Raw genomic sequence first — 21,789 nt, forward strand, 5'->3', positions numbered from 1 at the left:
CACCGGCACAAGACGGAAAACCGACACTCATTCCGCTGTCCGAACCCAACTGCGAATCGCGCCCGGCTCGCCATTAACCGTCACTTGAACCCCAGTGCCCGATGGGCGGCGCGCGTACGGGTCGGCACGTTGTGGCCGGCGGCCGACGCGCGTCGCCCATCACCGCCCCTCCCCCTTGTTCGCGATGCCATCAGCACACCAACCTCCGCCAGCGCGAAGCGCACACCGCCACGACGTCCCACCGGCCCGATGCCGATTGCCGCCGCCCGGGCGGCAGCAATTCGGCGGCCCCGCAAATCCCCTTCCCTGACCACAGGTCTTGCAGCGCCCCAAACCAAAGACCCTGGCAGCACGGCGTCGCGGGCACCGGGGGTGCGAGCGCCGTCGATGCGCCCGAGGGAATCTGAAGGGAGCCGAAGGCGGACGAAGATGACGAAGGGGAAGTCCGGAGCGAAGGCTCCGGACCGCAATCGTGGGCGATCGTGCCCACGGTGACCGCGGCGTCGGGCGACCTACGAAGAAGTCCGTAGCGCAAAGACTATCGCCCTACGAAGCACGCCACGGCACGAAAATCATCGCCCTAAGAAGCACTCCAAGTCACAGAGACATCGACCGACGAAGAACAACCACCAACATCAAGTCTTCACAGACCGATGCCGACTAATACTCATCATGATCCCAAACGCAATCCCCATCGTGAACAACGCCGTCCCGCCGTAGCTCATGAAAGGCAACGGCACCCCCACCACGGGCAGGATCCCCGTCACCATCCCGACGTTCACGAAGACATAGATGAACAGCATCATCGTCAGCGCGCCGGCCAGCAGGCGGCCGAATTGCGATGAGGCCCGGGAGGCGATCGTCAAACCGCGCGCCATCATCAGGCCGTACAGCACCAGGATCGCGATGCCGCCGTACAGGCCGAATTCCTCGGCGTACACCGCGAAGATGAAGTCGGTCGTGCGTTCGGGGATGAAGTCCAGGTGCGTCTGCGTTCCCTTCATGTAGCCCTTGCCGTAGACGCCGCCGGAGCCCACCGCGATCATCGATTGGATTGTGTGAAAGCCCTTGCCCAGCGGATCGGAGCTGGGATTGAGCAGCGTGCAGACCCGGTGCTTCTGGTAATCGTGCAGCACCACCCAGTCCACGTCCGGCTCGCAGAGCTGGTCTTCGTAGTAGACCAGCGTGCCGATAGCAATGATGCCAGCCAGCATGACCGGCACCAGCAGCTTGAACGAGAGGCCGGCGAAATAGATCACGAAAAAGCCCGCGCCGAACACCAGCAGCGCCGTGCCCAGGTCGGGCTGCAGCACGATCAGGCCGAAAGGCGCGGCCAGCATTGCGGCCGCGGCGAGGAAGTCGCGCACGCGGACTGCGCCTTCGTGGCGCTGGAAGTACCAGGCCAGCATCATCGGCACCGCGATCTTCATCATCTCGGACGGCTGGATGCGCGTCACGCCCAGGTTAAGCCAGCGGGTCGCGCCCTTGCTGGTCTCGCCGAAGAATTCGACGCCCAGCAGCAGCACCACCCCCACCACGTAGAACGGCAAGGCCAGCTTCATCAGCAGCTTCGGCGGAATCAGCGCCATCGTCCACATCGCGAAGAAGGCGATGATGAAATTGCGCGACTGTTCCGCAAAACGCCAGTCGGTGCCGCCGACGGCCGAGTGCATCACCGTCAGGCCCAGCGCCGCGAACATCATCAGGATCGCGAGCAGCGGCCAGTCGAAGGCCGTGAAGACGCGCAGCAGGATCAGGCCAAGGCGCTTCATTGTTGGCGCACCAGGTCGGAGGCGATGTCGTCGACGGTCGCCATGGTGTCCGCGCGCTCGGGACGAACGATCTTGTCCTGGCGGTCCTTGGCCAGCCAGTAGTCGAAGACCTTGCGCGCGACGGGGGCCGCCACGCTGGCGCCCCAACCGGCGTTCTCGACGATCAGCGCCACGGCGATGCGCGGGTGCTCAAGCGGCGCGAAGCCCATGAACAGCGCGTGGTCGCGCAGACGCTCGTCGATGGCGCTGGCGCGGTAGTGGCCGCCGCGCAGGCTGAACACCTGCGCGGTGCCGGTCTTGCCGGCGGCCTGGTAGGGCGTGTTGGCGAACGCGCGCCGCGCCGTGCCGGCCCGCACCACGTCGGCCATGGCATTTTTGATGACGTCCACATTGGCCTGCTTGAGCGGAATGCGATAGTCGGGCGGCGACTCGGTCGGCTTGGCCACACCCGAGCGCGGATCGCGCACCGCGTGCACCAGGTGCGGACGGCGGTATAGCCCGTTGTTGGCCAGCGTGGAAGTGCCCTGCGCCAGTTGAAGCAGCGTGAACGCGTTGTAGCCCTGGCCCACCGCGACGGAAATGGTCTCGCCCGCGTACCAGCGCTGGCGTTCCTTGTCCTTGTAGGCCGCGCGCTTCCAATCGGTGGATGGCAGCACGCCGCGCTTTTCGCCTTCCAGGTCGATGCCCGTGATCTGGCCAAACCCGAACTGTTTGGTGAAATCGTGCAGGGCGTTCACGCCGATTTCGGGGCCAAGCGAATAGAAATAGGTGTCGGAGGACACGACGATGGCCTTGTGCATGTCCGTCATGCCGTAGGCCGCACCGCCGGCGTTGCGGAACTTCTGTCCGCCGAATTCGTAGTAGCCCGGGTCCGAGATACGGTCGGTCGCGCGGCGCTTGCCCAGTTCCAGCGCGGCCAGGCCGACGAAGGGCTTATAGGTGGAGCCGATGGGATAGGTGCCGTACAGCGGACGATTGATCAGGGGATGGTCCGGCGATTCGTTCAGCATGCGCCAATTGTCGACATCGATGCCGTCCACAAAGAGGTTCGGATCGAATGATGGCTGCGACACGAAAGCCAGCACTTCGCCCGTGTCCGGATCGATGGCGACGAGCGCGCCGCGCTGGCCTTCGAACGCCTCTTCGGCCACCTTCTGCAGTCCCATGTCGATGGACAGCATGATGTCCGAGCCAGGCACCGGATCGATGCGGCGCAACGTGCGCATGGGCCGACCGCCCGCCGTCACCTCGACTTCTTCAAGACCGGTGCGGCCGTGCAGTTGCTCTTCCCAGGTCTTTTCGATGCCCTTCTTGCCGATGACCTCGGTGCCGCGATAGTTGCCCAGTTGTCCGGCGCGGTCCAGTTCCTCGATGTCGTTGTCGGCGATGCGGCCGATGTAGCCCACCACGTGCGCGGCCGACACGCCCTGCGGGTACTCGCGCACCCAGCGGGCGCGCAGTTCCACGCCCGGAAACTGAAACGCGTGCGCGGCAAACCACGCGGCCTCGGTCTCGTTCAGGTTGTTGCGAAGCTGCAGGCTGGCGTAGCGGCTGGACTCGGCGGCGCGGCGCTTGAAGCGGCGCTGGTCGGACGGGCTGATGTAGACGACTTCCGTCAGGCGCTCGAAGAGTTCGTTCATGTTGCCCGCGTGGGCCGGCACGACTTCGAGGGTGTAGGTGCGGTAGTTGCGGGCCAGGACTTCGCCGTTGCGGTCCAGGATCTCGCCGCGGCGCGGGGGGATCGGCACGACCGCGATGCGGTTGCGGTCGGCGCGTTCGGACAGGCCTTCGTAGCGGTCGACCTGCAGGTACCAGAACCGGCCCACCAGCACGCCAAAACACACCAGCGCGAAGGCGCCGCCCACCCACGCGCGCAGGCGGAAGCGCTGCTTCTGCTGCTGGCCGGTTTTCTTGAATTCAAACATGACGCGACGCCGCCGTCAGGCGGATGAGGATTCGGCGTCGTCGACACCACGTTGCGGCAGGTGCAGCACCCAGCCCGCCAGCGGCCACAGGGCGGCGGTCAACAGCACGCTGATGCCCCAGTCCCAGCCCGGCCATTTGCCGGCCAGCCACGCGTGGATGATCTGGGTGACAAAGCGCGCAATGAAGAACACAGGCAGCATGTGCATGGCCTGGCTCCAGAGGTCGAAGCGCTGCAGCCGGCGGTGCAGGACCACCGCGCCGTAGGCGACGAGCGTGTACGACAGCGCATGCTCGCCCAAGAGGCCCGCGTCGTGCACGTCCATCAGCAGGCCGAAGAAGAAGGCCGTGAACAGGCCCACGCGGCGTGGCTCGTGCACGCACCAGAAGGCGATGATGAGCAGCAGCACGTCGGGCGCGCCCTGCCACAGGCGCCACGGCAGCAGCGACACCAGCCACGCGAGCAGCACGGTGCCCCACACGAAGAAGGCATGCGCGGGCCCCGACAGCCTGTCGGGCTGCACGTTGCTGGGCGTGCCAAGGCGGCGCGGAGACTGCCCTGCGGCTTGTTGGTTAGTCCGATCCACCGGAATCGACCTCCTGACGGTTGGACTCGGCGCGATCCACATCCACTTGCAGAACCAGGAAGTGGCGATAGCGTTCGGGGTGGGCCAGGGGTTCACACACGGCGCGCGCGAAACCGGATGCGGTATCGCGTTCGACCGAGGTCACCTTGGCCACGGGCAGGCCGGCGGGAAAGAGGCCGCCGACGCCGCTGGTGACAATAGTATCGCCTTCCTTGATGTCGGCATTTGCCGCCAGGTAACGCACTTCCATCTTGCCGGGGGAATTGCCGCCAAATGCAATCAGACGCAGTCCGTTGCGCAGCAGTTGCACCGGGATGGAGACCTGTTCGTCGGTGACCAGGGCCGCCTCGGCGGTCATCGGCGTCACGCGGACGATCTGGCCGACCACGCCGCCTTCGTCGATGACGGGCATGCCGGGGGCAAGACCGGCCTTGCTGCCCTTGTTGAAGACCAGTCGCTGGGTGAACGCGTTGGTGGGTTCGTACATGACTTCGACCACCACCGCGGACTGCGCCACGGTGTCGGTCACACCAAGCAGGCGGCGCAACTGGGAGTTTTCGGCGGCGAGCTGGGCGGCGTGGGACGCGACCTGGGCAAGCTCGATGCGCTGGCGTTGCAGGGCCTCGTTTTCGCTGCGGATGAGATTGGCCGCGTTGACCCACTCATTGACTTGCTGGACGAGGTCGCGCGGCGCCATGACGGCGCGCTGGAAGGGATAAAGCGCCACGGCGATCGTCCGGCGCGCCGGCTCCAACATGCGCCATTGTGAATCCATGACGATCAGGGCCAGGGCAAGGACGACCAGAACGACCAGCCGCACCTCTGCCGGTGGGCCGCGCCTGAATAGGGGGGGAGTCCCTTGTCGTTGCATGAATCTCAGCCCGGGCGCCCGCGTCCGAGGCCCCCGCAGCGGCCGGAGCCAGAAAAAAGCGGGGCTCCGGGCTGGCGGGCAATATTAGTCGTTGATGAAGATGGCGCCCAGTTTCTCAAGGTGTTCCAGCGCCTCGCCGCAACCGCGCACGACGCAGGTCAGGGGATCGTCGGCCACCACGACCGGCAGACCGGTTTCTTCTTGCAGCAGGCGGTCCAGGTCGCGCAGCAACGCGCCGCCACCGGTCAGGGCGATGCCCTTGTCGGTGATGTCGGCGCCCAGCTCGGGCGGCGTCTGTTCAAGGGCGATCTTGACGGCGGACACGATCTGGTTGAGCGGATCGGTCAGCGATTCCAGGATCTCGTTGGACGAAACCGTGAAGCTGCGCGGCACGCCTTCGGCCAGATTGCGACCCTTGACTTCGATTTCGCGGACTTCGGAACCCGGGAACGCCGAGCCGATTTCCTTCTTGATCAGTTCGGCCGTGGGTTCGCCGATCAGCATGCCGTAGTTGCGGCGGATGTAGTTGACGATGGCCTCGTCGAACTTGTCGCCGCCGACGCGCACGGAACCCTTGTAGACCATGCCGCCCAGCGAGATGACGGCCACTTCGGTGGTGCCGCCGCCGATGTCGACGACCATCGAGCCGCTGGCGTCGGACACGGCCAGGCCGGCGCCGATGGCCGCGGCCATGGGTTCTTCGATCAGGAATACGTGGGAAGCGCCGGCGCCGAGGGCCGATTCGCGGATGGCGCGGCGTTCAACCTGGGTGGAACCGCAGGGAACGCAGACGATGATCCGCGGGCTGGGCGCCAGCATGTTGCGGGGGTGCACCATGCGGATGAACTGCTTGAGCATCTGCTCGGTGACCGTGAAGTCGGCGATCACGCCGTCCTTCATGGGCCGGATGGCCTCGATGTTGCCGGGAACGCGGCCGAGCATCTGCTTGGCTTCGTGCCCGACGGCTTGAATGATCTTCTTGCCGTGGGGCCCGCCTTCATGACGGATTGCGACCACGGAAGGCTCATCGAGAACGATGCCCTTGCCGCGGACGTAAATCAGCGTATTGGCGGTACCGAGGTCAATCGCCATATCGCTGGAAAAATAACTGCGCAGGAATCCGAACATGGGAGCTCAGCTAAATTCTGGGGGGGAATTGGGGTCAAGCCGCGGGGCGTTTGGCCCGTAAAACGACGGGTCCGCCTGTCATCACGGCGATTAAACCGTGAATCATAACTTATAATTTCCCCGGAAATAGCGCATAAATGCAGGCTATTCAAGCTTTGTAACGGGTTTGGCATGTGCATACTGCTTACTCCCGCCCCGCGGCCTTCGCTCACCGATTTTTGCAATTCCTCATGGCGCTCAACGACAAAGATGTGGCCCGCATTGCCCGGCTGGCCAGAATCGAACTGACCCCCGACCAGCGCACCGTCGCGCAGGCCGAACTCAACGGCATCCTCCACTTGATCGAGCGGCTCCAGTCCGTCGATACGCAAGGCGTGGAACCTTTGGCCCATCCGCTGTCCGCCCACGAAGACATCGTATTGCGCCTGCGTGAAGACGCCGTGACCGAAGCCGGTTCGCAAGCCCGCCGCGAGGAACTGCTGGCCAACGCGCCGGATGCCCAGGACGGCCTGTTCCTGGTTCCCAAGGTCCTGGAATAAGTCATGACGAAACCTGCCCTGCACACCCAGTTCGAGGGGATCGCCGCCCTGCGCGCGGCCCTCGCCCAACGCGAAGTCAGTGCCGTCGACCTGGCGCAAAGCGCCTTGTCGGCCGCCGAAGCGGCCAGCGGCCTGAACAGCTTTTTACATATTGACGCCGAATTGACGCTGGCCCAGGCGCGCGCGGCCGACGCCGCGCTGGCGGCCGGCACCGCTGGCCCGCTGGCGGGCATCCCGATCGCCCACAAGGACGCCTTCGTCACGCGCGGCTGGCGCACCACCGCGGGCAGCAAGATGCTCGAGGGTTACACCAGCCCGTTCGACGCCACCGTCGTGGAGCGCCTGCAAGCGGCCGGCGCGGTTTCGCTGGGCAAGCTGAACTGCGACGAATTCGCCATGGGCTCCGGCAACGAGAACTCCGCCTACGGCGCCGTAAAGAACCCGTGGGACCACGCTGCCGTGCCCGGCGGCTCGTCGGGCGGTTCCGCCGCCGCCGTGGCCGCGCGCCTGGTCGCTGCCGCCACCGGCACCGACACCGGCGGCTCGGTTCGCCAGCCCGCCGCCCTGTGCGGCGTGAGCGGCATCAAGCCCACCTATGGCACTGTGTCTCGCTATGGCATGGTGGCCTTCGGCTCCAGCCTGGACCAGGCCGGCCCGCTGGCCCCCAGCAGCCGCGACCTGCTCGAACTGCTGGACGTCATCAGCGGCTTTGACCCGCGCGACGCCACCAGCCTGGAAAAGTGCGACAGCGCCGTTAATGAGCCCGGCCGCGTGCGCCGCGACTTCGACGCCGCGCAAGGGCGCTTCGACGCCGCCGGCAGCCAGCCCCTGAAGGGCCTGCGCATCGGCGTGCCCGAGGAATATTTTGGCGCCGGCCTGGCGTCCGACGTGGCCGCTGCCGTGCAGGCCGCGCTTGAGCAGTTCGAGGCGCTGGGCGCCGTGCGCGTGCCGGTCTCGCTGCCGCGCACCGAGCTGGCCATTCCGGCGTACTACGTGATCGCCCCCGCCGAAGCGTCCAGCAACCTGGCGCGCTACGACGGCGTGCGCTACGGCCACCGCGCCAAGCAGTACGGCGACCTGAACGAGATGATCAGCCGCTCGCGCGCCGAAGGTTTCGGCGACGAGGTCAAGCGCCGCATCCTGATCGGCACCTACGTGCTGTCCCACGGCTATTACGACGCCTACTACCTGCAGGCGCAGCGCCTGCGCCGCCTGATCGCGCAGGACTTCCAGCGCGCCTTTGCGGACCAGTGCGACGTCATCATGGGACCAGTCACGCCCACGGTCGCCAAGAACATCGGCGACAACCGCGACGACCCGACCGCCGACTGGCTGGCCGACGTCTACACGCTGGGCGTCAGCCTGGCGGGCCTGCCCGCCATGTCGATCCCCTGCGGTTTCGGAGGCGAAAAACAAAATCGCCCCATCGGCCTGCAGATCATCGGCAACTACTTCGACGAAGGCCGCCTGCTGGCCATCGCCGACCGCTACCAACACGTGACGGACTGGCATCAGCGTGCCCCTGTCCAGCAAGGCTGAGAACATGAACTGGGAAATCGTCATCGGCCTGGAAACGCACACGCAGCTTTCCACGGACTCCAAGATCTTTTCGGGCAGCAGCACGCAATTCGGCGCCGCGCCCAACACGCAGGCCAATGAAGTCGACCTGGCCTTGCCGGGCAGCCTGCCGGTCATGAACCGCGGCGCCGCCGAACGCGCCATCCGCTTCGGCCTGGCCGTGGGCGCCAAGATCGCGCCGCGCTCGGTCTTTGCGCGCAAGAACTACTTCTACCCTGACCTGCCCAAGGGCTACCAGATCAGCCAGTACGAGCTGCCCGTGGTGGTGGGCGGCTCGCTGTCGTTCTTCGTGGGCGAAGAGGAAAAGACCGTCAACCTGACGCGCGCCCACCTGGAGGAAGACGCCGGCAAGTCCCTGCACGACGACTTCAGCCTGGCCAATGGCAGCCCCGCCAGCGGCATCGACCTGAACCGCGCCGGCACCCCGCTGCTGGAAATCGTGACCGAACCCGAAATGCGCTCGGCCGCCGAAGCCGTGGCCTATGCGCGCGCGCTGCACAGCCTGGTCGTGTGGCTGGGCATCTGCGATGGCAACATGCAGGAAGGCTCGTTCCGCTGCGACGCCAACGTGTCGGTGCGCCCGGTGGGCCAGAAGGAATTCGGCACCCGCACCGAGATCAAGAACGTCAACTCGTTCCGCTTCCTGGAACGCGCCATCACCTATGAAGCGCGCCGCCAGATCGAGCTGATCGAGGACGGCGGCACCGTCGTCCAGGAAACGCGTCTGTACGACGCCGACCGCGACGAAACGCGCAGCATGCGCAGCAAGGAAGACGCGCACGACTACCGCTATTTCCCCGACCCCGACCTGCCCACGCTGGTGATCTCCAGCGACTGGGTGGACGAGGTCCGCGCCGCCATGCCCGAACTGCCGGCCGCCCAGCGCGCCCGCTTCGAATCGGAATACGGCCTGCCCGCCTACGACGCGGCCCAGCTGACCGTCAGCCGCGACCTGGCCGCCTACTTTGAAGCCGTGGCGCACGCGCTGCCGGCCGGTCAGGCCAAGCTTGCGTCCAACTGGGTCATGGGCGAAGTCGCCGCGGTGCTCAACAAGGAAGAAAAGACCATCGCCGAATCGCCCGTCGCCGCGCCCGCGCTGGCGGCCCTGATCGGCCGCATCATCGACGGCACGATCTCCAACAAGATCGCCCGCGAGGTCTTTGGCGCCATGTGGGCCGGCGAGAACGGCGGCGACGCCGACGCCATCATCGAGTCCCGCGGCTTAAAGCAGATCAGCGACACGGGCGCCATCGGCGCGATGATCGACGAGGTGCTGGCCGCCAACCCGGCCATCGTCGAGGAGTACCGCGCCGGCAAACAAAAAGCGTTCAACTCCCTGGTCGGCCAGATCATGAAGGCCGCTCGCGGGAAGGCCAACCCGCAGCAGGTGAATGATTTGCTGAAGCAGAAGTTGGATAGTTGATCGCTTATTGCGAAATCAGACTAATCCGAAGCCGCGGCAGATTGCCGCGGCTTTTTCTTTGGCGAAGAATGGAGCGGTCAATGTCTGATGGGAAGACAACATGTCTCCGTACTTTGAAGTGCCCCTGGAACAACTGCCCCAGCGTGTGGATTCGCTCATTGAAGCCGCACACCAAGGAGCCCGCATCGTCGTCCTGCGCGACGGACAGCCCTACGCCCAGATCCGCCCCGTCAATCCCATGATGAGCGAAAACGCGCATTGGGCAGTGGAGTCGATAAAGACGTTTCCCTCCATCCAGCACGACAGCTATGAAAGCTGGTGGGCGGCGGTAAAGCCGGTGCACGAATGAAACTTGTCCTTGACGCCTCGGTTGCGCTCAACTGGCTGAGCCTGCCCAGCCAGCCCTTTCGAGAGGCAGCCTTTCGCATCCTGGAGGGGCTGGACGACTACGTCACCTATGTGCCAACGATCTGGCATCTGGAGGTCGCCCATGGCGCGATGCGCGCGGAGCGCTCAGGCATGGCCAGCGCGACCATGCTGACCAAATTCTCGGAGATCCTGAGCCGCGTGCCCTTCTCTGAAGAGCAACGCCCCACGCAGCTTTGGCTGGCTGCCAGCGTGTCCCTCGCCCGGAAACACAGCCTGACCGTCTACGACGCGTCCTATCTGGAGCTGGCATTGGCAACTGGCGCCACGCTTGCGACCTTCGATCAGAAACTATGTGCCGCGGCGCAAACCTGCGGGGTTTCCGTACTTGGACCGCCCTCACACCTGGCGGAACCGCTCGCGCAGTATGGCTCCCCTTACTTCACCCCGTACTTCGTCCGATACGCCAGCACGGCATCCCGGTTCTCGGCAAACGCCGCGTCGTCTTGCAGCAAGGCCAGGATGTCGGTCAGTGAAGCAATCGCGACCACGGGGATGCCATAGGTCTTGGCCACGTCCTGCACGGCCGAGTGCGGCGACAAGGCGTCGTCCGGGCCGGCGCGCTCCATGCGGTCCATCGCGATCAGCACGGCGGCCGGCTCTGCGCCCGCGGCGCGGATGATTTCCACCGATTCGCGCACCGACGTGCCGGCAGTGATGACGTCGTCGATGATGACGACCTTGCCCTTGAGCGGCGCGCCGACCAGGGTGCCGCCTTCGCCATGGTCCTTGGCTTCCTTGCGGTTGTAGGCAAATGGCACGTCGCTGCGGCCCTGCATATCAGGATGGCCGGCCAACGCCACGGCGGTGGCGGTGGACAGCGGGATGCCCTTGTACGCCGGGCCAAACAGCATGTCGAACTCGACGCCGGAATCCAGCAGGGCCTGCGCGTAGAACTGCGCCAGCTTCCCGACCGAGCGGCCATTGTTGAACAGGCCCGCGTTAAAGAAATAGGGGCTGATACGGCCCGACTTGACCTTGAAGCTGCCAAAGCGCAGAACGCCCTCGTTCAAGGCAAAGCGGACGAAATCCAGGGCGGTGACGGAGGACTGGGCGGCGGGCATGCAAGGGGTTCCGGTAGGTGGCAGACCCCGCATTTTATCCGCTGTCGGGGACTTTTCCGGATGGCGCCGCCGAGTCGGTTAAATTCCTGGCATTGTCCGCCCCCTGCGGCCGCATTACAGGAGTTTCGCTTTGCTGCGCATCACGTCGATCAACCTCAATGGCATCCGGTCCGCCTTCAAGAAGGGCCTGCAACCGTGGATGGAAAAGCACGCCGCCGACGTGCTGTGCCTGCAGGAAATCAAGGTATCCCACGAGGACCTGACCGACGACCTGCGGCATCCGCCCGGCTATACCGGCCACTTTCACCACGCCGTGAAAAAGGGCTACAGCGGCGTGGGCATCTACCTGCGAGATGCCGCCGAGCGCGTGAACAACGGCTTTGATTGTGAAGAGTTCGACAACGAAGGCCGCATCATCCGCGCCGACTGGAAGGATCTGTCGATCATCAGCGCTTACCTGCCTTCCGGCTCCAGCGGCGACGAACGCCAGCAGGCGAAGTACCGCTTCCTGGACCGGTTCGCGCCGTGGATCGATGCCCTGATGCACGAGCACAAGACGACCGGCCGCGAATTCGTCATCTGCGGCGACTGGAACATCGCACACAAGGAAATCGACCTGAAGAATTGGAAGGGCAACATGAAGAACTCGGGCTTCCTGCCCGAAGAGCGCGCGTGGCTCACGGACGTCTTCGACAAGCGCGGCTTTGTGGACGTGTTTCGCACCATTGATGACCGTCCGGACCAATACACCTGGTGGAGCAATCGCGGCCAGGCCTGGGCCAAGAACGTCGGGTGGCGCATCGACTACCAGATCGCCACGCCGGGCATCGCCGCCAAGGCGCGTAACGTGGCCATCTACAAGGACGAGCGCTTCTCGGATCACGCGCCGTTGACGATCGATTACGACACCACCTTGCGCGCGTGATTTATCTCAAATCTTAATTGGGGACTTATCACGTTTGGATCGCGGGCCGCTGCGCATGCAAGCGGCCTGCCAATGACCTCGTGGCCTGCGGGCACGGGCAGCCACCCCTATGACGAGGCGGGCATTTAAAACGGGGACATATTAATTTTCCCTGATATTTCAAGCATCACGCCCAACCGCGCACCTTTGGAATCCGAATCCCGAGACGCCCGCCCGTAAATACGTCCCCGATTTTTGCTTAGAAAAATCTGTTTGTTATCAACGTGATGGCGCGGTTTTTCGCTTTGCGCAGGGCAACATTTTGCCCCTACAATCGCCGCACCATACCGGTGCAGTCTTGCACCAAAACAAACTGATCGCGCCCCAATCTGGCGCAATTTCCGCACCTATTCGAAGCACCCCCGAGGAGATCATGGTGAAAGTGCAGAGTCTGGACGACTTTCTGCGTGGCGTCGCCGCGCGCGACCCGCAGCAACCCGAGTACATGCAAGCCGTCCAGGAGGTGATGCTCAGCTTGTGGCCTTTCGTCGAGAAGCATCCTCACTACGCTGAACACGCCCTGCTCGAACGCCTGGTCGAACCCGAGCGCGTCATCCAGTTCCGCGTCTGCTGGACCGACGACCAGGGCCGCGCCCAGGTCAACCGCGCCTTCCGCATCCAGCACAGCTCGGCGATCGGCCCGTTCAAGGGCGGCATGCGCTTTCACCCGTCCGTGAACCTGTCGATCCTGAAGTTCCTCGCCTTCGAACAGACCCTGAAGAACTCGCTGACCACGTTGCCCATGGGCGGCGGCAAGGGCGGCTCGGACTTCGATCCCAAGGGCAAGTCCGATGCCGAAGTCATGCGCTTTTGCCAGGCGCTGATGATCGAGCTGTACCGCCACCTGGGCCCGGACACCGACGTGCCGGCCGGCGACATCGGCGTGGGCGCGCGCGAAGTCGGCTTCATGGCCGGCATGATGAAAAAGCTGTCCAACTCGACGGCCAGCGTGTTCACCGGCAAGGGCCTGACCTTCGGCGGCAGCCTGATCCGTCCCGAGGCCACCGGCTACGGCACCGTGTACTTCGCCGAAGAAATGCTCAAGCGCGTGGGCAAGTCCTTCGACGGCATGCGCGTTTCCGTGTCGGGCTCGGGCAACGTGGCGCAATACGCCATCGAGAAGGCGATGGCCCTGGGCGCCCGCGTCATCACCGTGTCGGATTCGAACGGCACCGTCGTCGACGAGGCCGGCTTCAACCACGAGAAGCTCGTGGCGCTGATGCACATCAAGAACGACCTGCGTGGCCGCCTGGACACCTACGCCCGCCAATTCGGCCTGCAGTACGAGGCCGGCAAGCGCCCGTGGCATGTGCCCGTCGACGTCGCCCTGCCGTGCGCCACGCAGAACGAGCTGGAGCTGTCGGATGCGCAGACGCTCATCAAGAACGGCGTGCTAGCCGTCGCCGAAGGCGCGAACATGCCCGCCACGCTTGAGGCCGCCAAGGCCTTCGTTGCCGCCCGTGTGCTGTACGCGCCGGGCAAGGCCAGCAACGCCGGCGGCGTGGCCGTGTCGGGCCTGGAAATGGCGCAGAACTCGGCCCGCCTGTCTTGGACCCGCGAGGAAGTGGACGCCCGCCTGCACGCCATCATGCGCGACATCCACGAAAACTGCGTGCGTCACGGCCACTCCGAGCGCGAGTACGTGAACTACCTGGACGGCGCCAACATCGCCGGCTTCGTGAAGGTCGCGGACGCCATGCGCCAGCAAGGCTTGTATTGATCGCTGCCCGCTGACACTCGCCCGCAGCGGCGCAGGTAAGCGGATCAAGCAAAAGGCCGACTCATTGCGAGTCGGCCTTGTTATTGGCGGCGGCGGCAAGGCCGCAGCCGCTTGGCAAGCCTGCCGCGTCCCGGGGACGCGGGCCTGCCAGGATCAGTGCTTCATGCCGCCATGACCGTGGCTCATGCCGGGGTTGTGCGAGGCCGGCATGACCTTGAACTGCACCGCCACTTCGCCCGCCTTTTCGAACTTGAGCGTGGCGGGCACGGTGGCGCCGTCCTTGAACGGCGCCTTCAGCTTGATGAACATGACGTGGTAGCCGCCCGGGCTGAGCTTGACCTCGGTGTCGGCGGGCAGCGCGATGCCGCCTTCGACCTGACGCATCTTGGACACGCCGTTCTCGGTCTGCACGGTGTGCAGCTCCACGCGCTCGGCGGCGTCCGATGTCACGGAAAGCAGGCGGTCCGGTGCCTTGGCGTCGTTGTCGATATCCATGTAGCCCGCACCGTTGGCCTGGCCCGGCGCGGAAGCGCGCACCCAGAGATCGTCGATTTCGACCTGGCCCACCTTGTAGTCCTTGGCCCACGCCGAACCGGCGGTGCACAGGCCAATCGCGGCAATGGCGGCAAACTTGCGGATGTTCATGCGTGTCCTCCTGAGACGTTAACGGCGCCTGACCAGGCTGCGGGCGGCTGACAGCACCGCGTCGGTCAAAGCTTCCATGGCCTCGGAGTTTACCCGCCAATGCTGCCAGTAGAGCGGCACGTCCTCCCAAGCCCGGCCGCGCAGCAGGACGAGTTGACCGGCATCAAGGTGTTCCTGCACCAGCGGCAGCGGGTTCATGGTCCAACCCAACCCGCCCAGCGTCGCCTGCACGAATGCGCGTGTGGACGGCACCCACCAGACCGGCGGCTCCCACGGCGCGGGGTCGGCGATCTTGTGCGCAAAGCGCGCCTGCAGGGCGTCTTTGCGGTTGAACACCAGCACGGGCGCCTGGGCCAGCGTCTGCGCATTGACCCCCGACGCGAAGTAGCGCTTGTGGAAGTCGGGCGTGCAGGTGGCCACGTAGCGCATGCTGCCCAGCGCATGGATGCGGCAACCCTGCACGGGATCGGCCAGCGTGGTCACGGCGCCCAGCACGGAGCCGTTGCGCAGCAGGGCGGCCGTGTGATCCTGGTCTTCGGACAGCATGTCGAGCGTGGCGCGGGTGCGCGCGGCGAACTGCAGGGCGGCGTCGACGAACCAGGTTTCCAGGCTGTCGTGATTGACGGCGATCGGGATGCTGGCGTGGGGGATGTCGTCATCGGCAACGCCCAGCCGGTTCAGCGCGTCGTGCTCGAGCAAGGCGGTCTGCTCGGCCAATTGGACCAGCACCTGGCCGTCGGCCGTGGCGGCGGCCGGCACGGTGCGCTGGACCAGCAGCCGGCCCATGCGGTCTTCCAGGGCCTTGATCCGTTGCGACACCGCCGACGGCGTGACGCTGAGCGACAGCGCCGCGCGCTCGAAACTGCCTTCGCGCACCACCGCGGCCAGTGCGCGCAGGTTGCCGTGATCGATTCTCATAACATTAGCTATGCTTAATATAGTGAAGGAAAATTAGCTGTATTTCATACACATGGCAAGGGAAAATCACACCATGCCGTCCGCTCCACGCGCCCGGCAACCCATCGAAGCGCCGCCACAGGCGTTGCAGTCACCGGTTTCACAGGTATCCCTTCCATGTTTGCCACGTTGTCATCCCCCGCCTTCCTCACCGCCTGGGCCAGCGGCACGGCCACGGGCCTCGGCCTGTTCGCTGTCGTGGGCGCGCAAAGCGCGTTCATCCTGCGCCAGGGCCTCATGCGCGCGCACCTGCTCAGCGTGGTCGCCATCTGCGCGCTGATCGACCTGGTGTTCATCTTCGCGAGCGTGTCCGGCCTGCAGGCGCTGACCGCGTGGTTCCCCTGGCTGACCACCGCCGTGCTGTGGTTCGGCGTGGCCTTTCTGACCTGGTACGCGGCGCAGTCCGCGCGCCGCGCCTGGACGGCCACGGGTGGCCTGGCCGCCGCGCGCGACGTGGTGCCGTCGCGCCGCGCCGCCATGCTGGGCGCGCTGGGCTTTTCGCTGCTCAATCCGCATTTCTGGCTGGACATGGTGGTGGTGGGCTCGCTGGCGCATGGCTTCGAAGACGCCCGCATGGCCTTCGCGGCCGGCGCCTTCACGGCCAGCCTGCTGTGGCTCGCCGTGCTGGGCATCGGGTCGCGCCTCTTCGCCCCGTTCTTTGCCAGCGCGACGGCCTGGCGGGTCCTGGACGGGGTCATCGCCGCAGTCATGGCCGGGTTGGCGGTCAGCCTGGCGGTCAAGGGCGTCTGAGGCTCGCAGGCCAGCACTTTTATAATCGTCGCCTCACCACTTTCCGTCGGGCGCAGGGCCGGCCCGCCACCGCTCCATGCGCGGACCTTCCCTTTCCAAAGACGTGCGCCTGCCGCCGCTTGCCGCCATCCAGGCCTTCGAAGCCGCGGCCCGGCTGGGTTCTTTCGAGCGCGCCAGCGAAGAGCTCTTTGTCACCGCCAGCGCCATCGGCAAGCGTATTGCCTCGCTTGAGACGCTGCTGGACGTCACCCTCTTCATCCGCAGCAGCCGCGGCGCAACCTTGAGCGCGGCCGGACGCGAGTATCTGGAACAGGTGCGCACGGCGCTCGACCTGCTGTCGGACGCCTCGCTGCACAAGCGCAACGAACCCAAGCTGGAAACGCTGCGCGTGGTGTCCACGCCCACGTTCGCCCGGCAGGTCCTGATCCCCGCCCTGCCCGGCTTCACCGCCGCGCACCCCGACGTCGAACTGGAGATCATGCTGTCCATTCCCTACCTGGACATCATGCCGCCCAACGCCGATGTGTGGATCCGCTTTGGCAGCGGCAAGTATCCCGGCCTGAACGCGCACCCCCTCACGCACGATCCGGTGTTCGCGGTGTGCTCACCCGGCTACCAGGCGGCGCGCGGCCCGTTCCTGCGGCCCGCGGACCTGGCGCGCGCCGACCTGCTGCGTTGCCCAATGGAGCCTTGGCGTCCGTGGCTGGCGGCCGCCGGCCTGGACTGGCCCGAGCCGTCGCGCGGCGTGTGGCTGGTGGACCTGGGCATGATGCTCGCCGCCGCGCGCGCGGGCCAGGGCGTGGCGCTGACGCGCCGGTCGCTGGCCGCCGAGTGGCTGGACGAAGGCAAGCTGGTCCGCCTGCTGGACGTGGAAATCCCCGGCGAGTCGCAGTACTACCTGTGCACCGAAACCACACGCGCATCTGGCGGCGCAGTCCAGGCGTTTTCCCTATGGCTGACCGAGGTCTGCCAGCGCGCAGCCCAATGGCCATGCGGGCCCGAGGCCGGTCAGGAATAAATTTCCACTTGATGGCGGAATGATTTTCCGCACGACGCCGCATCCTGATCGCTAGGATGCGGCCAGCACGTCTGCGCGCGCCCGGCGCACCGATGCGGCTGCGGGACCGCCATCAGGCTAAAGACGTTCAGCAGTCTGAAAGGAACCTTGCAGCGGCACTAGGTATTTACGCGGAAAAGCGCCACCGGGTCAGATTCGCGTAAGCGATTAAGCAGACAGTCACGACACGCAATAAAGGAGCGCGCCAACAAAACAACCCACGCCGACTGGCGCCGGCACACGGCTTTCCACGCAGTTCACCCAATTACAACGGAGACATCCATGGATTTTCGTTTGAAGCTGCTTGCAGGAACCCTTGCATTTGCCGTATCGGCCGCGTCTTACGCCGCCGACCCCATCAAGATCGGCGTGGCCGGCCCCTACACCGGCGGCTCGTCCTCCATGGGCGTCAGCATGCGCGACGGCGTGCGCCTGGCCATCGAAGAGATCAACAAGAACGGCGGCGTGCTGGGCCGCCAGCTCGTCGCCGTCGAACGCGATGACGAAGCCAAGAACGAGCGCGGCGTGCAGATCGCGCAGGAGCTGATCAACAAGGAACAGGTGACCGCCACCGTCGGCTACATCAACACGGGCGTGGCGCTGGCCTCCCAGCGCTTCTACCAGGACGCCAAGATTCCGGTGTTCAACAACGTGGCCACCGGCAGCGTGATCACTCATCAGTTCAAGGCGCCGGAATACCCCGACAACTACGTGTTCCGCAACGCGGCGCACGACAGCATCCAGGCCCCGATGATCGTCGAAGAAGCGATCACGCGCCGCGGCTTCAAGAAAGTGGCGATCCTGGCCGACTCCACCAACTACGGCCAGCTTGGCCGCGAGGACCTGGAGAAAGCGCTGGACGCCAAGGGCATCAAGCCCGTGGCCGTCGAAAAGTTCAACATCAAGGACGTCGACATGACGGCCCAGCTGCTCAAGGCCAAGGCCGCGGGCGCCGAAGCCGTGCTGACCTACGGCATCGGCCCCGAGCTGGCGCAGATCGCCAACGGCATGACCAAGCTGGGGTGGAAGGTGCCGATCATCGGCAGCTGGACGCTGTCGATGGCCAACTACATCGACAACTCCGGCGCCAACGGCGAAGGCGCGCGCATGCCGCAGACCTTCATCCAGGACCCGGACACGCCCAAGCGCAAGGCGTTCATCGACGCCTACCTGGCCAAGTTCAAGCCCAAGAACAACCGCATCGACTCGCCGGTGTCGGCCGCGCAGGGCTATGACTCGATCTTCCTGCTGGCAGCCGCCATCAAGCAGGCGAACTCCACCGACGGTCCCAAGGTGCGCGAAGCGCTGGAAAACCTGCAGACCCCGGTCGAGGGCGTAGTGATGACCTACAACAAGCCCTTCACGCACGACAACCACGACGCGATCACCGCCAAGGAAGTGGTCATCGGCGAGGTCAAGGGCGGCCGGGTCGTCAAGGCCAACTAATCCCGACAAGCAGGAAGGCGGCGGCTGCCCGGCCGCCGCCGCCCGCGCCCCAAGCTCAGGGCGCGGGGCATGCAGCCGCCTGAAAACAGCGTTCTGCCCAAGGGGGTTGGGACGGAACACAGCGCCTCAAGACACACACCATGATTCTTCTACAGCTCATCTATAGCGGTATCGCGCTAGGCATGATCTACGCGGTCATTGCCTTTGGCTACCAGCTCACCTTTGCCACGTCCGGCACCTTGAACTTCGGCCAGGGCGAAGCCCTGATGCTGGGTGCGCTCGTCGGTCTGACGCTTGTCGGACTGGGCGTGAACTACTGGGTCATGATTCCCATCGTCTGCATCTTCGGCTTCGCGCAAGGCGCGCTGGTCGAGCGCGTGGGCGTGCGGCCCGCCATCAAGACGCGATCCGAATTCGGCTGGATCATGGCCACCATTGCGCTGGGCATCATCTTCAAGAACGTGGCCGAGAACATCTGGGGCCGCGACGACCTGCGCTTTCCCTCGCCGCTGCCCGAGGCGCCCATCCAGGTGCTGGGCGCGAACGTCTTGCCGATGGAGTTGCTGGTGGTGTTTGGCGCGCTGGGCATGATGATCCTGGTGGAGATCTTCAACCGCAAGTCGATCTACGGCAAGGCCTTCGTCGCCACGTCCAACGACCGCGACGCGGCCGGCCTGATGGGCATCAACACCGGCATGGTCATCACGTTCTCGTATGCGCTGTCGTCGCTGACCGCGGCATTCGCAGGCGTGCTGGTCGCGCCGCTGACGCTGACCGGCGCCACGATGGGCGCGGTGCTGGGCCTGAAGGCGTTTGCCGTCGCGATCATTGGCGGCCTGTCCAGCGGGATGGGCGTCGTGGTGGGCGGGCTGATCCTGGGGATCGCCGAGACGACCACCGGTTTCTATCTATCAACGGGATACAAAGACGTGCCGGGATTGGTATTGCTGTTGCTCGTTCTGACCTTCAAGCCCGCCGGCCTGTTCGGCAAGACCGCGATCAAGAAGGTGTAAGCGATGAAACCCCTGCACCTTCTCCTATCCATCGTGGCCGTTGCCTGCCTGGCCGCCGTGCCGCTGGGCGTGACGAACACGTATTACCTGCACCTGATTGAAACCATCATGATCTATTCGATCCTGCTGTTCGGGCTCGATATCGTGGTGGGGTACACCGGCCAGGTGTCGCTGGGCCACGCGGGCCTGTTCGGCATCGGCTCGTATGTGGCCGGCGTGCTGGTCTTTCACCTGCAGATTCCGATCTGGCTGACGCTACCCGCCGCCATCCTCATCGCCGCCGCTTTCGGCGCGGTGCTGGCCCTGCCGGCGCTGCGCGTCACGGGCCCCTATCTGGCGATGGTGACGCTGGCTTTCGGCACGATCATCCAGATCCTGATCAACGAGATGACCTTCCTGACCGAAGGCCCGCTCGGCATCAAGATCTCCAAGCCGTCCATCGCGGGGCACGTGCTGACCAAGGCCGAGTATTTCTGGCTGGTCGCCGCGCTGCTGGTGATCTCGCTGATCGTGGTGCACCGGATCCTGAAGTCGCACCTGGGCCGCTCGTTCGAAGCCCTGCGTGACAGCCCGATCGCATCCGACTGCATGGGCGTGTCGGTGTACCGCCACAAGGTGATCGCCTTCGTCATCAGTGCCGGTTTCGCCGGCCTGGCGGGTGCGCTGTATTCGTATTCGGAACAGTACATCTCGCCGAACACGTACAACTTCGAACTCACGATCCTGTTCCTGCTGGCCATCATCATGGGCGGACGCAAGAGCCGCACCGGCGCGCTGCTGGGCGCGTCGATCATCGTGCTGCTGCCCAAGATGCTGGACGACATCGGCACGTTCCGCCTGATCGCGCTGGCGGTGGCGATCCTGGTGACGGTAGGCAGCGCCGTGGCCATCTCGAAGGGCCGCACCGAACCGCGCAAGGTTGCGGTGCCGGTGATCGGGACGATCGTGCTGGCCATCTTCTCGTACTGGCTGGAGGCCGTGACCGACTGGCGTCTGACCATCTTCGGCGCCATGATCCTGTTCGTCGTGTATTACCTGCCCGACGGCATCGTGGGCTTCGTGCGCAACCTGTTCTTCTCCTCGCGCCGCGCGGCGCTGACGGTGAAGAAGGACCTGGTGAAGGAACAGGACGCCGTGCCCGACGCGGTGGCGGGCAAGGGCGAGACACTGCTTGCGGCCAAGAGCGTGCTGATGCAGTTTGGCGGCCTGAAGGCGCTGAACGAAGTGGACCTGACCGTCAAACGCGGCACGATCCACGGGCTGATCGGACCGAACGGCTCCGGCAAGAGCACCATGATGAACGTGCTGACCGGCATCTACGTGCCCACGGCCGGTGCGGTGGAGTTTTCCGGCAAGTCGCTTGTCGGCCTGCCCCCGGCCCATATCGCCGAGGCCGGCATCGCCCGCACATTCCAGAACGTGCAGCTCTTTGGCGAAATGACCGCGCTGGAGAACGTGCTGGTGGGCCTGCACCACACCTTCACGACGGGCCTGGCGGCCATCGCGCTGCGCACGCCCAAGTGGAAGACCGAAGAACAGGGCGCCCGGGCGCGGGCCATGGCGCTGCTGGAGTTCGTGGGGCTGGAGTCGCTGGCCAACGAAGAAGCGCGCAACCTGCCGTACGGCAAGCAACGCCTGCTTGAGATCGCACGCGCGCTGGCGCTGGATCCGCAACTGCTGCTGCTGGACGAACCGGCGGCCGGCCTGACGGCGCCCGACATCGTGGAGCTGCTGGCCATCATCCGCAAAGTGCGCGATCACGGCATCACGCTGATCCTCATCGAACACCACATGGATGTGGTGATGGGCGTGTGCGACACCGTGTCGGTGCTGGACTTCGGCCAGAAGATCGCCGAAGGGCTGCCCAATGAAGTGCAAAGCAACGCCAAGGTGATCGAGGCGTATCTGGGCGGCGCGCCCGCCTGA

19 protein-coding genes and 1 pseudogene are annotated in these 21,789 nt (G+C 65.3%); 12 read left to right on the forward strand and 8 right to left on the reverse strand.

Annotated features, from left to right (window positions below; all coding sequences use genetic code 11):
• Nucleotides 1–635: 635 nt before the first annotated feature.
• The 5 genes from rodA to LN047_RS27150 all read right to left on the reverse strand — a co-directional run bounded on the left by rodA (nt 636) and on the right by LN047_RS27150 (nt 6,281).
• Nucleotides 636–1,772 carry a rod shape-determining protein RodA gene (rodA, locus tag LN047_RS27130; protein ID WP_056319549.1) on the reverse strand — a complete coding sequence of 379 codons (1,137 nt, stop codon included), beginning with the start codon at nt 1,770–1,772 and terminating at the stop codon, nt 636–638.
• On the reverse strand, nt 1,769–3,697 hold the full coding sequence (mrdA, locus tag LN047_RS27135; RefSeq protein ID WP_056319545.1) for a penicillin-binding protein 2: 1,929 nt from the start codon (nt 3,695–3,697) through the stop codon (nt 1,769–1,771). Before mrdA ends, rodA begins: the two co-directional genes overlap by 4 nt.
• 15 nt (nt 3,698–3,712) lie before the next feature.
• On the reverse strand, nt 3,713–4,219 hold the full coding sequence (gene mreD / locus LN047_RS27140; RefSeq protein WP_108005818.1) for a rod shape-determining protein MreD: 507 nt from the start codon (nt 4,217–4,219) through the stop codon (nt 3,713–3,715).
• A gap of 49 nt (nt 4,220–4,268) precedes the next feature.
• Nucleotides 4,269–5,153, reverse strand: a complete 885-nt coding sequence (mreC, locus tag LN047_RS27145; protein WP_056319540.1) for a rod shape-determining protein MreC — start codon at nt 5,151–5,153, stop codon at nt 4,269–4,271.
• 84 nt (nt 5,154–5,237) lie between these two features.
• On the reverse strand, nt 5,238–6,281 hold the full coding sequence (locus LN047_RS27150; protein WP_006216320.1) for a rod shape-determining protein: 1,044 nt from the start codon (nt 6,279–6,281) through the stop codon (nt 5,238–5,240).
• Between the two features lie 230 nt (nt 6,282–6,511).
• Here LN047_RS27150 and gatC point away from each other — a divergent pair, with 230 nt between their 5' ends.
• From gatC to LN047_RS27175, 5 genes and pseudogenes are all read left to right on the forward strand, one after another.
• Nucleotides 6,512–6,820, forward strand: coding sequence for an Asp-tRNA(Asn)/Glu-tRNA(Gln) amidotransferase subunit GatC (gene gatC / locus LN047_RS27155; protein ID WP_056319538.1), 309 nt, complete (start codon nt 6,512–6,514; stop codon nt 6,818–6,820).
• A 3-nt stretch (nt 6,821–6,823) separates the two neighbouring features.
• Nucleotides 6,824–8,359 carry an Asp-tRNA(Asn)/Glu-tRNA(Gln) amidotransferase subunit GatA gene (gene gatA / locus LN047_RS27160; protein WP_373980731.1) on the forward strand — a complete coding sequence of 512 codons (1,536 nt, stop codon included), beginning with the start codon at nt 6,824–6,826 and terminating at the stop codon, nt 8,357–8,359.
• Between the two features lie 4 nt (nt 8,360–8,363).
• Entirely contained in the window at nt 8,364–9,821 is a 1,458-nt protein-coding gene (gene gatB / locus LN047_RS27165; RefSeq protein ID WP_279215285.1) for an Asp-tRNA(Asn)/Glu-tRNA(Gln) amidotransferase subunit GatB, read from the forward strand.
• A gap of 100 nt (nt 9,822–9,921) precedes the next feature.
• Entirely contained in the window at nt 9,922–10,170 is a 249-nt protein-coding gene (locus LN047_RS27170) for a type II toxin-antitoxin system Phd/YefM family antitoxin (protein ID WP_373980732.1), read from the forward strand.
• Nucleotides 10,167–10,493 (forward strand): annotated as a pseudogene (locus LN047_RS27175) (type II toxin-antitoxin system VapC family toxin); the annotation flags it as partial. The gene LN047_RS27170 and the pseudogene LN047_RS27175, both read left to right, overlap by 4 nt.
• A gap of 131 nt (nt 10,494–10,624) precedes the next feature.
• Here the strand turns inward: LN047_RS27175 and pyrE are convergent.
• Complete coding sequence (gene pyrE, locus LN047_RS27180; RefSeq protein WP_056319532.1) at nt 10,625–11,311, reverse strand: orotate phosphoribosyltransferase; 687 nt, start codon at nt 11,309–11,311, stop codon at nt 10,625–10,627.
• A 130-nt stretch (nt 11,312–11,441) separates the two neighbouring features.
• On the opposite strand from pyrE, the gene LN047_RS27185 reads away from it, so the two are divergent.
• Both LN047_RS27185 and gdhA read left to right on the forward strand, forming a co-directional pair.
• A complete protein-coding gene (locus LN047_RS27185; protein WP_373980733.1) occupies nt 11,442–12,236 on the forward strand; it encodes an exodeoxyribonuclease III in 795 nt (264 codons plus the stop codon).
• 412 nt (nt 12,237–12,648) lie between these two features.
• On the forward strand, nt 12,649–13,995 hold the full coding sequence (gene gdhA, locus LN047_RS27190; protein ID WP_056319526.1) for an NADP-specific glutamate dehydrogenase: 1,347 nt from the start codon (nt 12,649–12,651) through the stop codon (nt 13,993–13,995).
• A 153-nt stretch (nt 13,996–14,148) separates the two neighbouring features.
• On the opposite strand, the gene LN047_RS27195 is transcribed toward gdhA, so the two are convergent.
• Together LN047_RS27195 and LN047_RS27200 are read right to left on the reverse strand one after the other, a co-directional pair.
• Nucleotides 14,149–14,640 carry a copper chaperone PCu(A)C gene (locus LN047_RS27195; RefSeq protein ID WP_062838924.1) on the reverse strand — a complete coding sequence of 164 codons (492 nt, stop codon included), beginning with the start codon at nt 14,638–14,640 and terminating at the stop codon, nt 14,149–14,151.
• A gap of 18 nt (nt 14,641–14,658) precedes the next feature.
• A complete protein-coding gene (locus LN047_RS27200) occupies nt 14,659–15,558 on the reverse strand; it encodes a LysR family transcriptional regulator ArgP (protein WP_056319519.1) in 900 nt (299 codons plus the stop codon).
• Between the two features lie 156 nt (nt 15,559–15,714).
• Here LN047_RS27200 and LN047_RS27205 point away from each other — a divergent pair, with 156 nt between their 5' ends.
• The 5 genes from LN047_RS27205 (at nt 15,715) to LN047_RS27225 (ending at nt 21,789) form a co-directional block, all read left to right on the forward strand.
• Nucleotides 15,715–16,347, forward strand: coding sequence for a LysE/ArgO family amino acid transporter (locus LN047_RS27205; protein WP_056319516.1), 633 nt, complete (start codon nt 15,715–15,717; stop codon nt 16,345–16,347).
• A gap of 76 nt (nt 16,348–16,423) precedes the next feature.
• Nucleotides 16,424–17,365, forward strand: a complete 942-nt coding sequence (locus tag LN047_RS27210) for a LysR substrate-binding domain-containing protein (protein ID WP_373980734.1) — start codon at nt 16,424–16,426, stop codon at nt 17,363–17,365.
• Nucleotides 17,366–17,686: 321 nt separating this feature from the next.
• A complete protein-coding gene (locus LN047_RS27215; RefSeq protein ID WP_373980735.1) occupies nt 17,687–18,850 on the forward strand; it encodes an ABC transporter substrate-binding protein in 1,164 nt (387 codons plus the stop codon).
• A gap of 140 nt (nt 18,851–18,990) precedes the next feature.
• Nucleotides 18,991–19,863 (forward strand): branched-chain amino acid ABC transporter permease, encoded by an 873-nt coding sequence (locus tag LN047_RS27220; protein ID WP_006216335.1) that lies wholly within the window; start codon nt 18,991–18,993, stop codon nt 19,861–19,863.
• A gap of 3 nt (nt 19,864–19,866) precedes the next feature.
• Nucleotides 19,867–21,789, forward strand: a complete 1,923-nt coding sequence (locus tag LN047_RS27225; RefSeq protein ID WP_373980736.1) for an ATP-binding cassette domain-containing protein — start codon at nt 19,867–19,869, stop codon at nt 21,787–21,789.

The sequence above is a fragment of the Achromobacter sp. JD417 genome (assembly GCF_041879325.1).
GTDB lineage: Bacteria > Pseudomonadota > Gammaproteobacteria > Burkholderiales > Burkholderiaceae_B > Achromobacter > Achromobacter mucicolens.

Bases quoted from the DNA above. Each gene is read 5' to 3' on its own strand.
- rodA (WP_056319549.1), bottom strand. From the start codon at position 1,772: ATGAAGCGCCTTGGCCTGATCCTGCTGCGCGTCTTCACGGCCTTCGAC.
- mrdA (WP_056319545.1), bottom strand. From the start codon at position 3,697: ATGTTTGAATTCAAGAAAACCGGCCAGCAGCAGAAGCAGCGCTTCCGC.
- mreC (WP_056319540.1), bottom strand. From the start codon at position 5,153: ATGCAACGACAAGGGACTCCCCCCCTATTCAGGCGCGGCCCACCGGCA.
- LN047_RS27150 (WP_006216320.1), bottom strand. From the start codon at position 6,281: ATGTTCGGATTCCTGCGCAGTTATTTTTCCAGCGATATGGCGATTGAC.
- gatC (WP_056319538.1), top strand. From the start codon at position 6,512: ATGGCGCTCAACGACAAAGATGTGGCCCGCATTGCCCGGCTGGCCAGA.
- gatA (WP_373980731.1), top strand. From the start codon at position 6,824: ATGACGAAACCTGCCCTGCACACCCAGTTCGAGGGGATCGCCGCCCTG.
- gatB (WP_279215285.1), top strand. From the start codon at position 8,364: ATGAACTGGGAAATCGTCATCGGCCTGGAAACGCACACGCAGCTTTCC.
- LN047_RS27170 (WP_373980732.1), top strand. From the start codon at position 9,922: ATGTCTCCGTACTTTGAAGTGCCCCTGGAACAACTGCCCCAGCGTGTG.
- pyrE (WP_056319532.1), bottom strand. From the start codon at position 11,311: ATGCCCGCCGCCCAGTCCTCCGTCACCGCCCTGGATTTCGTCCGCTTT.
- gdhA (WP_056319526.1), top strand. From the start codon at position 12,649: ATGGTGAAAGTGCAGAGTCTGGACGACTTTCTGCGTGGCGTCGCCGCG.
- LN047_RS27195 (WP_062838924.1), bottom strand. From the start codon at position 14,640: ATGAACATCCGCAAGTTTGCCGCCATTGCCGCGATTGGCCTGTGCACC.
- LN047_RS27200 (WP_056319519.1), bottom strand. From the start codon at position 15,558: ATGAGAATCGATCACGGCAACCTGCGCGCACTGGCCGCGGTGGTGCGC.
- LN047_RS27205 (WP_056319516.1), top strand. From the start codon at position 15,715: ATGTTTGCCACGTTGTCATCCCCCGCCTTCCTCACCGCCTGGGCCAGC.
- LN047_RS27210 (WP_373980734.1), top strand. From the start codon at position 16,424: ATGCGCGGACCTTCCCTTTCCAAAGACGTGCGCCTGCCGCCGCTTGCC.
- LN047_RS27215 (WP_373980735.1), top strand. From the start codon at position 17,687: ATGGATTTTCGTTTGAAGCTGCTTGCAGGAACCCTTGCATTTGCCGTA.
- LN047_RS27220 (WP_006216335.1), top strand. From the start codon at position 18,991: ATGATTCTTCTACAGCTCATCTATAGCGGTATCGCGCTAGGCATGATC.
- LN047_RS27225 (WP_373980736.1), top strand. From the start codon at position 19,867: ATGAAACCCCTGCACCTTCTCCTATCCATCGTGGCCGTTGCCTGCCTG.